Consider the following 12,825-nt stretch of genomic DNA (forward strand, 5'->3'; position numbering starts at 1 on the left):
TGCCGGTGGCCCGGAGGCGGCACGGTGTCGGGCATGCAGGTGAGCGCGGGCCGGTTTCGTCGCATCTACGACCCGAGCGCGGGGGAGGCGTGCCCGTGGTACATCAACGACCACACCGTGATTCGTGACGAATCCGGCCGCTGGCATCTGTTCGGGATCACCCATCCCGAACCGGCGGATCCGTGGCAGGAGCGGGAGTTCGCGCATGCCACCGCCGACCGGCCGGCCGGGCCGTGGACCAAGCGCCCGCCCGCGCTGACCGCCGATCCCGGCTACGGCGAGACGCACCTGTGGGCGCCGTACGTCGTCCGCGCCGACGACCACTACGCCATGTTCTACGACGGCGGCGGCCCGGACCGCACCGCCACCGCCATGAACCTCGCCGTCTCCACCGATCTGACGCACTGGCGCCGCCACCCGGACGGACCGCTGTTCCGCGACGGCTACGACGCCCGCGATCCGATGGTGCTGCGCGAGTCCGGCCGCTGGATCATGTACTACTGCGCGACCAGCGAGCCGAACGGCGGGAATCACGTGGTCGCCTATCGGACCAGCGACGACCTGGTGCACTGGAGCGAGCGGGCGATCGCCTACACCGATCCCAGCACCGGCACCGGCGCCGGTCCCACGGAATCGCCGTTCGTGGTGCGGCACAACGGATCCTGGTACCTGTTCATCGGTCCGCGGCCGCGCTACGTCGGCACCGACGTGTTCCGCAGCGACGATCCGCTGCACTTCCGGCCGCAGGACAAGGTCGGTCACATCCGGGCGCATGCGGCCGAGATCGTGGCCGACGGCGGCGCCCTGTGGATCACGCACGCCGGCTGGGGGCAGGGCGGGGTGCACATCGCGCGGCTGCGTTTTCCGGAGTAACGCGCGATACTCGGGAGCAGGAGCCGGATCGGCGATAGCCGACGAGCATCGCGCACTCGGTGGCCGGAAGGTGGCTCGGAGGTGATGTTCGTGGAAGAATCCGGATCCATGTCGGCGAATCCGCGCGTCACCGGGAGGACCGCATGCCAACGCAGGTGTTGACGCAACAGAACTTCGAACAGACCATATCCCGCAGTGCCATTGTGCTGGTGGACTTCTGGGCCTCGTGGTGCGGCTGGTGCACCCGGTTCGCGCCGATCTACGAGGAGTCGTCGACGCACCACCCGGACATCGTGTACGGCACCGTCGATACCGAGGCCGAGCAGGCGCTCACCGCCGCCGCGCAGATCACCAGCCTGCCCACGCTGCTCGGTTTCCGGGAGGGGCTGCTGGTCTACTCGAATCCCGGCTTCCAGCCCGCCGGGGAGCTGGAGGAAATCGTCCAGCAGATCCAGTGGATGGATATGGACGAGGTGCGCCGCCAGCTGGCCGCCACCCAGCCCGAGAACGCGGCCGTCGGCGGCGTCAAGGGTGCGGCCGAGCCCGTGCCCAGCGCCGGCCTCGCCGACGCCCCGACCAGCTACGGCTGGCCGGGCCTGAAGGTGCGCTGACAGCTCGCTACCGGCACCCGGCCGAGCGCGTAGCGACGTAGCCGCGGCGCCAGGTGGGCATCGGCTGAAACGCGGTGCGGCTCAATGGGCCGACGGACTCAATGGGGCCGACGGATCAGAACGCCGTCCGTTCCAGCCAGGTGGCGAGGACCTTGTCGGCACCGGAGACGGTGAGGCCGGGGTGGTCGGCCGGGATGCGCCGCAACAGCAGGAGGAACAGCTCGACCGCCGGTGCCTCGACGGTGACCGATCCGGTGGAAGCCGTTGGCTCCCAGTCGATTCCGTCGTCCGACCGGCGGATCGACCAGTCGTCGCCGGTGTCGGTGGCGTGCAGGGACACGGTCGTGCCCTCGTCCAGCGGGGTCTGGAACCTGGGCGACCCCATCCGGATGAGGCCGAGCAGTTCCGACAGGCCGTCGGCGGCCAGTTCGGGAGCCAGGGCCACCGGTCGGCCGAGGGCGAGCAGGGCGTCGGCGCGGTGCGCGGTGGACTCGTGCAGCCGCCGCCGGACCCACCATTCGGCCGGCCGCAAGTCCCCGAACGGGGTCCAGACCGGAACGTCGGGGCCGGTGGCGTCGACCGATTCCACCACAATGTCGGCGCTGCCGCGCAGCCACCGGTCGGCCTCCTCGGCATCGCGCGGACGGCGCACGTTCGGCACCTTCGCGAACTCGAGGAACTCGGTGGCCCGATCGGTGATCATGGCCGCGGCCCAGCGGTGCCCGCCCCCGACATGGGCGACGAGGTTCGCCAGCGTCCAGTCGGGGCAGGTCGGAATCGGGGTCGTCGGGTCTTCGGTTCGGTAGAGGTCGGCCAGCAGGGAAGTCTCCGCGACCAGCGCCGTGCGCTGTGTCTCGATATCGATAGAGGTCACGAATGAATTGTATATGCTATCATTCAAATATATTGGCCAACTTTAGGGGAAGGGTTTAGCTTGAACGCGACAATCCAGAAGTTTGGTTATCCCGAAACGCTCTTGCGAGAGTACGAGAATTGGGTTGTGCTGCTGCGTCCTGAACAGGTCACCCTCGGAAGTATGGTTCTAGCAAACAAATCCGAAGCCGGTGCGATGTCTCAAATAAGCGCATCGGCATTTGCCGAACTTGCTCAGGCAACTCGTGATCTCGAGGGCGCACTGAGATCTGCCTTCCAGCATGATAAGATCAACTACATTCTTTTGATGATGGTCGACAATCATGTGCACTTTCATGTCATACCCCGATATGCGAGTTATCGGGATTTCGCGGGATCGTCATTCGAAGATGCGGCATGGCCAAAGCCGCCCGATTTGTCCGTGTCCGTCTCTGTGTCCGAAGATCAGCGGCAGGCATTGCAGGAGCTTCTGAAATCGAAATGGGGAGCCTAGCAGACCTATGACTCACTACGAAGTGGACTCGCGCCCCTCATCGCGTCAGCCTATTCCGGACGATGCCAAAAAAGTGTTTACGGGAAAGCTGTTCGACGTATATCAGTGGAAACAAGTTCTTTTCGACGGATCTGTGGCAACGTTCGAGAAGCTTCGCCGCCCCGATACGGCCTATGTCCTTCCGGTGGCGGAAGGTGGTCGCCTCATGATAGTCCGCCAGCAGCAACCCGGTGCGCAGACCGTATACGGCCTGATCGGAGGGCGGGTAGAGGCGGGTGAAAGTCCAGCCGCGGCGGCGCAGCGCGAACTACAGGAAGAGGCCGGACTCATCCCCGGGGAGCTCCATCTATGGGATTCCTACCAGTTTCTCCCAAAGATCGACTGGGCAATCTACACCTATATCGCGCGAGGATGTTCTGCTACGCAGCAGGCTCTGGACGCGGGTGAAAAGATCGAACTGGTCGAGTTGACCTTCGATGAACTCCTGAAATTGGCAGCCAGCGAAGAGTTCGGCGATCTCGAGGTCGCCCTTCGTCTGCTCAGGCTATCGGCCGATCCCGAACAACTTGCTCAAGCTCGAGAGCTCTTCGCCAGCAAGCGGGCATAGAAAAATACAAGCGTACAGGCAGGATACGCATCTGTGAAGCTTGCGATTATGCGACATCAGCGCCTGGCTTCCGTCTCCCTCGGATTGACGTTGGCCTATGCGCTTGCGGCTTTGAAGTTCGCTTCGAAGACGACCATATTGTCACCTGTTTTCGACTTCGTCCTCATATTTATTACGAGCGCTGGCTTATATAAGCTCGTAGTTAACGTGATCTGCTCCGTTGTGGGCAGTTCAGAATTTTTGCTACGGTTGTACTGGGGACGATTGCACGTTGCGGGCCTGTGGTCTTACAGTTATACATTGGAGGATTCCGAAGATGACACGGTCTACTTCGGGGTTTGGCGATTCGAACAGAATCTTTTCGGCACATCTGTCGTCGGCTTCGGATTGACGGACGACTACCGGGTCCGTTCCCACGTGCGTTCAGTGACCGATATGCTGGACAACGGCAATGCCTATGAGTTCGTCAACGTACGAAGCGATTCCATCGATTCTTCGGCAGAATACTACTCACGCACAACGATGTTCTTCGAGCTCAGCGGGCGTCATTTTTTGCGTAGACCGATTCGAATGCGTGGCAAGACGTTCGTCTACGGTGGTCCGCGAAGCGGAGGCATTTGCAGCAATTTCTTCGTGCGCCACGAAAAAGCGAGAACCGAACAAGATGTCATCGACATAATAAGATCCAATATCAAGAATCATGGACACGTCCACCCGACCCCACCGTAATAACATGGCGCACCAGATCCGTATCCAGATTCAGGGAGGGGGTCGCCGTGAGAATAGCGGTCGCACCCGGCAGCTACAAGTCCACCATTACTTCACTGGATGCTACCGATATTCTGTCGGAGGTTCTCCAAGATAATCTTCCTGACGATCAAATCGAACCGATAGTGATGACCGACGGCGGTGAAGGGACGATCGATGCCTTTGCGCACAACTTCGGCGGCTCGATCAAGACCTACCGAACGATCGGCCCGTTGAGGGAGCCTGTTCATGCCGAGGTCTGTTGGGTCAACGCGCAAAGCGTGATTGTCGAGTCGGCGAAAATCGTAGGATATTCGTTGATACCCTCGTCACGAAGAAATCCGTGGCAGACCTCCAGTGCAGGCGTGGGGTACCTGATTCGAACCCTCATCGCCGATGGTGCCCAGGAAATTATCGTAACGATGGGTGACTCGGCGATCATGGATATGGGAATCGGCATGTTGGATGCTCTCGGCGCAAACTTCTACTCCGATGGCAAGAGAATTATCGAACCGGGCCTGCGTGACCTTGCACATCTTACCGACTTCACATTCGACCGAGTGCGTAACGTCAAGATAACCTGTCTGGTCGACACCAAGGACTACTTGTGCGGGCCTCGTGGACAAGCGAGTACGTATGGCGCTCAAAAGGGGCTCGTGGAATACGAAGTGGCAGCGGCGGAGGCTGGTCTGGCGCGTTTTTCCCGGTTGATCGAAGAGCGCCTGGGGATTCAAGTCGCCAGGCTTCCGATGGGCACCGGCAGCGGAGGTCTGGCCGCCGCGTTGCATGCGTTCCATGATGCGGATCTCAGTCACACTCCCGAATACTTCGATTCCCAGCTCGGACTCAGCGAGCGCCTTGCCGCATGCGATTACGTAATTACCGGAGAAGGGTATCTCGACGACCAGACACGGTGGGGGAAAGTACCTTACTATGTTACATCGCAATGCGCGGGTAGGTGTATCGCTGTTGTCGGTGGACACAGCGCAACAGGACTGGACGACCTTCGCCGAGGCGCCGTGGGTGGATGTTCAGTTTACGAACTGAACAGTGGTCTCGCGATGTCGAATCCTCGGAGCGCGCTTGCGCAAGCGGCCAGATCCGTAGCATTACACATCGGTAGTTCGTCGGAACGGTAACAACGTGGCCAGTCCATATTTGCTTCTACTTCTCGGTCCGTCGGGCGCCGGAAAAACTACGGTCAAAGATCACCTTGTTACGAAGGCTGGTTACGATACAGCCCAGAAATACACGACTCGCGAACACCGCGGAACAGTGGAGGACACCCGAGACTTCATATTCTGCACTGCGGATGAAATTCCGGACAGCGGTGTGCTGAGGTTCACAAGTTACGGTGCAGTGTTCGGAATACGACTCACCGCGATCGAAGATTCCCTCCGCCGTGGAAGATGCCATGTGCTGACGGTCGGTGACTGTTCCAGCGTGGAATCGCTCCGAAATATTTTTCCGGGTCGCGTCGCCACCCTGTTCCTATATTGCGACAGACATGTGCTCAAGTCCAGAATTGCAGCAGACCCCCATCGTGCGAGCCGTTGGCCGACCGTTCAGGAAGAGGTCGAGTCGATATACTCTACAATATCATGTATAGACCATGTTATTGATTGCAGCTCACCCTTCGCTCGAACAGTATTGCATTTGAACACGCTGATCGAAACTATCGATCGTACCTTCGAGGAACCGCTGTGAATTCTTACCATATGCTGGACGACGTACTGGACTCGGTAATCGCCGACTATGTCGAATCCAGGCCGCGAAGTGCGCATCTCCAGAGCGAAGCCGAACAGGTTATACCAGGTGGAACGACTCGCTCGGTAATCGCCGTGGAGCCGTTTCCGTTCCGCGTGGCAAAGGCCAGCGGCAGCAGACTAGAGGATGTCGACGGCAACTATCTGATCGATTTCTGTGGCGATTACACCGCGGGACTGCTGGGTCACGATCCGCGGGCCGTCAAAGAAGCTGTCAGAAGTTCCCTCGACGGCGGTTGGACCATCGGGGCTGCCCACGCCGTGGAGATCGAGGCGGCGCAGTTGGTTTGTCGTTGGTTCCCGACAATGGCATCCGTTCGGTTCACGACGTCGGGAACCGAGGCGAATCTTCACGCCATAGGCGTGTCGCTTCACCATACGCGGCGCGATGCTGTGGTGGTTTTTCGAAGGGGCTTTCATGGTTCGCTGCTCAATTTCTCCAACGGCATGGGCGACGGGCGACAACACGTGGGCGTCAACGCACGATACAGATTCAGGGTCGGCGAATACAACGATATCGACAGCGTCCGGGAGATTCTGAGTGACGGGTGCGTCGGATGCGTGCTCGTCGAGCCGATGCAAGGAGCTGGAGGATGTCGGCCGGCCGAAACAGAGTTCTTGCGGCAGTTGCGTGCGGAGTGCGACCGATACGACACGGTGCTGATATTCGACGAGGTTATGACATCGCGTCTGTATCCGGGCGGGTTGCAGCAACGGTACGGAGTGACACCGGATCTGACAACTCTGGGCAAGTATATTGCCGGCGGGTTACCGTTCGGTGCATTCGGGGGGCGCGGGGATTTGATGGCGCACTACGGCAATGGATCGGACTCTCTGCAGCATTCGGGTACGTTCAATAACAACGTGTTGACAATGTCGGCCGTCGTTGCCGTACTCAGGGATTGTCTCGACCCTGACGACCTGACGGCAAACAACAGTCGTGGCGATCTCATGCGGGAAGAAATATCCGGAATATTGCGGCGTTCGGAGCTGCCGATCGATGTGACCGGAACAGGTTCGATGTTCTGTTTTCACTCGCGTGATGACCGATGGATACGTTGGTTGTTCTTCGAGCTGCTGCGTGCGGGGTATTATATTTCTCCGCAAGGTATGGTGACTCTTTCTCTGGCCGTCACCGACGAGCAGTGCCGAGACCTGGTAGCCAGCGTAGAGTCGTGGGTCGAGAGAGCGAGATCTGTACGATCCGATGATCAGGGAGTGCAGAAATGAAGGTTCTGATCATCGGAGGTTCAGGATTCCTCGGCCTTAATCTGGCCACCAGTCTGGTTCGACGCGGATATCTCTTCGAAGGCGGCAGGAGGCGCGCGATCGACGAGGTGTTGATATTCGATCTGGTTCGACCGAGCGATCCGGTACCGGATGGGGTTCGAGTTGTGCTCGGCGACGTTCGTGACGCGGTTGCGATCTCGTCATTGCTGACCGATGACGTCACTTCGGTATTCTATCTTGCATCGATGATGAGCGCGGAGTCGGAGCACAGGTGGGATGCGGCTTACGATTGCAATGTATCGGCTCTACGAGGAGTCTTGAATATATTTCGAGAGCGGCCAGCCGGTAGGCGATTCGTATTTTCGAGTAGTGTCGCGGCCCTGCGGCGCTCCGTCGGTGCCGAGGCCGTTCGTGATCCACTGACGACCTACGGCACCACGAAGGCGATGTGCGAACTGCTGATAGAGGACGCGTCGCGTATGAATATCATCGACGCTCGTGTGGCACGACTGCCGACCGTGGTGGTCCGACCCGGAAGCGCTAACCGTGCGGCTTCCGGATTTGCCAGCAACATATTTCGTGACTGTCGTGGCGGACGTGTGCCGGTCGTACCGGTGGGAGTGGCGCACGAGTTGCTGGTAATTGGAGTCATTGCTGCCGTTGAATCGATGGTCATGCTGCACGACGTGGACCGTGACAGCATCGGACCCAGATGTACGGTGAACCTGCGCGGTATCACAGTGAGCGTCAATGAACTGCTTGCCGAAGCTACACGCCGGTATGGTTCGGTGGCACGGGAAGCATTGATATCGGTCGACCCGTCGGTCGAAAGAATTATCGGTAGCTGGCCTGTCGCGTGGTCGGACGACGGTGCGCGATCGATGGGGCTGCCGTTCGATTTGTCGCTGAGACACATCGTGGATTCGTACGACGGCGTTGCGCCGTGAGGAGTGGGTCATGCCGGGCCCTGCCGGTCGAACGGTATGACGGCACAACGGAATTCGGATCGGGAGCCGGGGTCTCGCTCAGATTTCGTGGGTATGTCGCCGGTACCGTGCGTAGCGGGCCCGGATCTCGGGGCCCGGATTGTCCGGTGGCGCAGGGAATTCCGGTGCCGGCGGGGTGGTCCATGCCGGAGGCTCGGCCGCACCCGACAGGGCCCAGGCGGCCTGTCGCGCGGCACCCAGGGCGACGTACTCCTGTGGTTCGGGGACGGCGACGGTGACCTCGAAAATCTGCGCGGCGACCTCGGCGACCAGGCGGTTCGCCGCCGCACCGCCGATGAGCAGGATGCGCCGCGGCCGGATGTCGTCGGCGCGCAGGCGGTCGAGTGCGTCGGCGAGGTTGCACAGCATGCCCTCGATACCGGCGCGCGCCACGTGCCGCGGGGCCATGTTGTCCAGGGTGAGGCCGTGCAGGGAGCCGGTGGCGCCGGGGAGGTTCGGGGTGCGCTCGCCGGCCAGATACGGCAGCAGCGTCAGGCCGGCCGCCCCCGGATCGGATTGCCGTGCAAGGGTTTCCAGATCACCGATCGTGCTGCCCAGCAGGGCGGCCGTGCGATCGAGCACCTGGGCGGCGTTCAGGGTGCACACCAGGGGAAGGAAGGCCCCGGTGGCGTCGGCGTATCCGTTGATCGCCCCGGTGGCGTCGGATGCCGGGTGCGAGGCACGGGTGAACACCGTGCCGCTCGTGCCCAGCGACACCACGACATCGCCGTCGCCGATGCCCGAACCCAGTGCGGCGGCGGCATTGTCACCGGTCCCGGCTGCCACCAGCATCCCGTCGGCGGTCACCCCGGCCGCCTCGGCCGGCCCGAGCACGCGGGGCAACTCCGGCGAGCGGTCCCGGAAGGCCAGGGCGACAAGGTCTGTGCGGTACTCCCCGGTACTCGGTGACCAGTAGCCGGTGCCGGAGGCGTCGCCGCGATCGGTGACCGGTTCGACGTCGGATGTGCCGCCGCGCAGCCGCCAGGTCAGATAGTCGTGCGGAAGCAGCACGCGCGCAACCCGATCCGCGTGCTCCGGCTCGTGATCGGCCAGCCAGCGCAGCTTGGCGACCGTATGCGCGGCCAGCGGCACGAGCCCCACCGCGTCGGCCCACTTCCGCGGCCCGCCCAGCTCGTCCACCAGATCGGCGGCGGCCCCCGCCGAACGGGTGTCGTTCCACAGCAGGGCCGGACGCACCGGAACGCCGGCCTCGTCCAATCCCACCAGCCCGTGCTGCTGCCCCGCCACCGCGATCGCCGACACCCCGTCGAGCAGCCCGTCGGCGGCCGACCGCAGCGCGCGCCACCACTCGCCGGCCGCCACCTCGGTGCCGTCGGGATGCGGAATCCGGCTGTGCCGCAGAATCTTTCCGGTATCGGCCGTGCACACCACGACCTTGCAGGACTGGGTCGAACTGTCGACCCCGGCTACCAACATCAGCGACGCTCCTTCGACTGCGGCCGGATCTGGATCTTGCGCCCCGCCCCGGATCGGAAGGTCCGCAGCGCCTCGTCGAACTCCGTCAGCGGAAAATCGTGCGTGATCATGGTGTCGGCGTCGATCACACCCTCGCCCAGCAGGTCGACGGCCCGCCCGAAGCTGTGCAGCACCGCCATCGATCCCACGATGGTGATCTCGTCGTTGTAGACGCGGAACGGCGAGATCGACGCGCGTGCCTCGGCGGGCGCGACCCCGAACTGCTGGAAGGTGCCGCCCCGCCGGACCCGCGCGAGCCCGTCCTCGATGGCCGCCACCGCGCCGGTGCAGTCGATCACGATCTCCCAGCCCTCCGGGCGGTCGAGGTCGTCGGCATCGGCGACGGCCGCGTCGGCGCCCAGCGTGCGTGCCGCCTCCAGCCGGGTGGTGTCGAGGTCGACCACCGATACCGACGCCGCCCCCGCCGCGGTGGCCAGCTGCACCATCAGCAATCCCATCGTGCCGGCGCCGTAGATCAGGTAGTTCGAGCCCAGCCGCCGGGGCAGCACGTCGAAGCCGTGCACCGCGCATGACAGCGGCTCCACCAGCGCCCCGTGCACGGCCGTCACATGCCCGGGCAGCCGGTGGCAGTTGGCGACCGGCACCTTCACGTATTCGGCCATCGCGCCGTCGACCGTATCGCCGATCGCGCCCCAGTTCTCGCACAGGTTGCCGCGGCCGATCGCGCAGTAGTGACAGTGCCCGCAGAACAGCGACGGATCGACGGCCACGGTGTCACCCACTCGCACACCGTCGCCCACTCGCACGCTGCCGCCCACTCGCACACCGTCGGACGCCCGGCCCGATTCGACCACCTCCCCGGCGAATTCGTGCCCGGGAACGATCGGATAGGGCGTGGGCGGGAATTCCCCGGCGACGATGTGCAGGTCGGTGCCGCAGATGCCGACCGCGTCCACCCGCACGATCACCTCGTCCGGGCCCGGCGCCGGATCGGGCACGGTCGCCACCGAAAATCGCCCGGGTTCATCGATCACCAGCGCACGCATAGCTCTACTGTGCACTCCGCAGTGCCCGAAATGGGCCGATTTCACCCCGATGTTGCCGTATGGCGGCGGCCGGTGACCGAGCGATGCTGGTACCAGAGCGCGGTGGTGGCTATTTCGGCGTCCTCGAGCGGGAGATAGCGGCCGTTGTCGCGCCAGCCCAGCGCCTGAACGGTGACGCGCAGGCTGCGGTCGAAACAGATCGGATCGCGCACGTGCCAGCGGTACATCCCGAATCGCTGCTCGGGCCGGTAGATGTGCTCGGCGGGCAGTGCCTGCACGAAACCGAGATACGGGGTGGAATAGGTGTGGTAATTGTCGGCGAGATCGAAATTCCAGGCGCCGCCGAAATAGTCCTCGGTGCCGGTGCCGCAGATGGTGGGGAATTCGGTGTCGCCGTCCAGGTAGAACTTCAGCGCACCCTCGCCCCACCAGCCGGGAGCATTCGGCACGATCGCCAGATAGGTGCCGACGTAGCGGCCCGGCCCCGGAACGTCGTCGAGGAGCGTGTGCACCGCGGGGCTGCCCAGCGGACTCCGCTGCCGCCAGCGGGCGTGCAGATAGCCCGCCGAGCGCGGCACCTCCTGCTCCAGGTAGGTCATCTGGTAGTACACCGGCACCTCGCGGTCGCTGCCGTTGTGCAGCGTGATCCGGGCCCGGGAGCGAAAAGGCATGGGCCAGAAGCTGTTCAGCCCGCCGGCGGGCGCCACCACCACCATCTCGGAATTCACCAGCGCCAGCTCGTCCCACCCGTTGCAGAAGAACGCGCCCAGCGGCACGTCGATCGCCGGCTCGGGCTCGGCGTCCCAATACATGCGCAGCGTCAGCTGCGGCAGCACGGTGCGGTCGGTGGTCAGCCAGAAGTGGCGGACGATGCCGGGCCCGGGCACGTCGGCCAGCGTGGCCGTGTCGCCGGCCGGTAGGTGGATCGACGGTGACACCTTCCAGCCGATGCCCAGGTCGCCGGCGGCGTGCGCGCCGGTACCGGTCGTCGCGCGGCCGCCCGATCCCGGTTCCCCCGTCGGGTTCTCCGGACTGATCGAGCGGGTACGTCCCTGATCGAGCCGCCATATCTCGTGCACCATCCGGATTTTGACATGCCACCCGCCCGCGGCGGTGACGATTCGCGGCAGCGTTGCGAAGATCGCCGTCGACCGGCCTCGGCCGCGGCATCGTGGAACGCGGCCGAGCGGGGCATAGTGTGGATGACCGAACCCGACGCTCATCCACCGAGGAGGCTCACCGTGCGGATCGGCATCCTGCTGAACGAACCGACCGGACCGGACGCGTTCGCCCGGTTGACCGACGACCTGCGGCAGGCCGCCGACGAGGGTTTCGACTCGGCCTGGCTGTCGCACATCTTCGGGGTCGACGCGCTGACGGCGCTGGCCGTCCTCGGCAGCCGGGTGCCGGGCATCGAGCTGGGCACCGCCGTCGTACCCACCTATCCGCGCCATCCGGGCACGATGGCCCAGCAGGCCCGCACCGCCGCGCTGGCGATCGGTCCCGGGCGGCTGAACCTGGGCATCGGCCTGTCGCACCAGGTCGTCATCGAGAACCTCTTCGGATACGACTTCGGGCGGCCCGCCCGGCACATGAAGGAGTACCTGTCGGTGCTGATGCCGCTGCTCGAGGGCGAGCCGGTCTCGTATCAGGGCGAGACGCTCAGCGCCAATCTGGCCCTGAGCGTGCCGAACGAGGGCCGGATCCCGGTGCTGGTGGCGGCGATGGGGACGCAGATGCTGAAGCTGGCCGGTCGCCGGACCGACGGCACGGTGCTGTGGATGACCGGCCCGGCGACGATTCGCGACCACATCGCGCCGACCATCACCGCCGCCGCGACCGAGGCGGGGCGGCCGGCGCCGCGGGTGGTGTGTGCGCTGCCGGTGCTGGTCACCAACGACGTCGACGGTGCGCGGGAGACGGCCGCCTCGATCTTCGGCGCCTACGGCCAGCTGCCGTCCTACCGCGCGATGATGGATCGCGAGGGCGCCGACGGGCCGGCGGATCTGGCCGTCATCGGCTCCGAGGAGTACGTGGCCGCCCGCGTCCGGGAGGTCTTCGCAGCCGGGGCCACGGAGTTCTACGGCGCCGTGTTCGCCGACGGCGAGGACGCGGTGCGCACCCGCAAACTGCTTGCCGGACTGGCCGATTGAGGT

General features: G+C 63.9%; 14 protein-coding genes. 10 read left to right on the forward strand and 4 right to left on the reverse strand.

Going from position 1 to position 12,825, the window contains the following annotated elements:
* Positions 1–33 precede the first annotated feature (33 nt).
* Both D892_RS0121935 and D892_RS0121940 read left to right on the forward strand, forming a co-directional pair.
* Positions 34–873 carry a family 43 glycosylhydrolase gene (locus D892_RS0121935; RefSeq protein WP_024803301.1) on the forward strand — a complete coding sequence of 280 codons (840 nt, stop codon included), beginning with the start codon at positions 34–36 and terminating at the stop codon, positions 871–873.
* 143 nt (positions 874–1,016) lie between these two features.
* Positions 1,017–1,484, forward strand: coding sequence for a thioredoxin domain-containing protein (locus D892_RS0121940; protein WP_024803302.1), 468 nt, complete (start codon positions 1,017–1,019; stop codon positions 1,482–1,484).
* Between the two features lie 115 nt (positions 1,485–1,599).
* Here D892_RS0121940 and D892_RS0121945 read toward each other — a convergent pair whose 3' ends face one another.
* Entirely contained in the window at positions 1,600–2,358 is a 759-nt protein-coding gene (locus tag D892_RS0121945) for a maleylpyruvate isomerase family mycothiol-dependent enzyme (protein ID WP_024803303.1), read from the reverse strand.
* A gap of 60 nt (positions 2,359–2,418) precedes the next feature.
* On the opposite strand from D892_RS0121945, the gene D892_RS45510 reads away from it, so the two are divergent.
* The 7 genes from D892_RS45510 to D892_RS44590 are packed head-to-tail and all read left to right on the forward strand — an operon-like array spanning position 2,419 to position 8,147.
* Positions 2,419–2,850, forward strand: coding sequence for an HIT family protein (locus D892_RS45510; protein WP_084161171.1), 432 nt, complete (start codon positions 2,419–2,421; stop codon positions 2,848–2,850).
* Positions 2,851–2,857: 7 nt separating this feature from the next.
* On the forward strand, positions 2,858–3,457 hold the full coding sequence (locus tag D892_RS0121950; RefSeq protein ID WP_024803304.1) for an NUDIX hydrolase: 600 nt from the start codon (positions 2,858–2,860) through the stop codon (positions 3,455–3,457).
* Between the two features lie 33 nt (positions 3,458–3,490).
* Complete coding sequence (locus tag D892_RS46905; protein WP_156959619.1) at positions 3,491–4,186, forward strand: hypothetical protein; 696 nt, start codon at positions 3,491–3,493, stop codon at positions 4,184–4,186.
* Between the two features lie 47 nt (positions 4,187–4,233).
* On the forward strand, positions 4,234–5,343 hold the full coding sequence (locus D892_RS45515) for a glycerate kinase (RefSeq protein WP_198036965.1): 1,110 nt from the start codon (positions 4,234–4,236) through the stop codon (positions 5,341–5,343).
* A 4-nt stretch (positions 5,344–5,347) separates the two neighbouring features.
* Entirely contained in the window at positions 5,348–5,911 is a 564-nt protein-coding gene (locus D892_RS49670) for a hypothetical protein (protein ID WP_156959620.1), read from the forward strand.
* Positions 5,912–5,922: 11 nt separating this feature from the next.
* Positions 5,923–7,200, forward strand: coding sequence for an aspartate aminotransferase family protein (locus tag D892_RS0121960; RefSeq protein ID WP_024803305.1), 1,278 nt, complete (start codon positions 5,923–5,925; stop codon positions 7,198–7,200).
* The gene (locus D892_RS44590) at positions 7,197–8,147 is read left to right on the forward strand and encodes an NAD-dependent epimerase/dehydratase family protein (RefSeq protein ID WP_036567344.1); all 951 of its coding nucleotides are present in this window, start codon (positions 7,197–7,199) and stop codon (positions 8,145–8,147) included. The genes D892_RS0121960 and D892_RS44590 overlap by 4 nt, the downstream gene beginning before the upstream one ends.
* Positions 8,148–8,225: 78 nt before the next feature.
* Here the strand turns inward: D892_RS44590 and xylB are convergent, their stop codons facing one another.
* The 3 genes from xylB to D892_RS0121980 are packed head-to-tail and all read right to left on the reverse strand — an operon-like array spanning position 8,226 to position 11,751.
* Entirely contained in the window at positions 8,226–9,626 is a 1,401-nt protein-coding gene (gene xylB / locus D892_RS41835; RefSeq protein WP_198037163.1) for a xylulokinase, read from the reverse strand.
* Entirely contained in the window at positions 9,623–10,669 is a 1,047-nt protein-coding gene (locus D892_RS0121975; protein ID WP_024803307.1) for a zinc-dependent alcohol dehydrogenase family protein, read from the reverse strand. Before D892_RS0121975 ends, xylB begins: the two co-directional genes overlap by 4 nt.
* A 41-nt stretch (positions 10,670–10,710) precedes the next feature.
* Positions 10,711–11,751 carry a glycoside hydrolase family 172 protein gene (locus tag D892_RS0121980; protein WP_051499840.1) on the reverse strand — a complete coding sequence of 347 codons (1,041 nt, stop codon included), beginning with the start codon at positions 11,749–11,751 and terminating at the stop codon, positions 10,711–10,713.
* Between the two features lie 159 nt (positions 11,752–11,910).
* On the opposite strand from D892_RS0121980, the gene D892_RS0121985 reads away from it, so the two are divergent.
* Positions 11,911–12,822 (forward strand): LLM class F420-dependent oxidoreductase, encoded by a 912-nt coding sequence (locus D892_RS0121985; RefSeq protein ID WP_024803309.1) that lies wholly within the window; start codon positions 11,911–11,913, stop codon positions 12,820–12,822.
* The last annotated feature ends 3 nt before the right edge of the window (positions 12,823–12,825 follow it).

It is taken from the genome of Nocardia sp. BMG51109 (assembly GCF_000526215.1).
Classification (GTDB): domain Bacteria; phylum Actinomycetota; class Actinomycetes; order Mycobacteriales; family Mycobacteriaceae; genus Nocardia.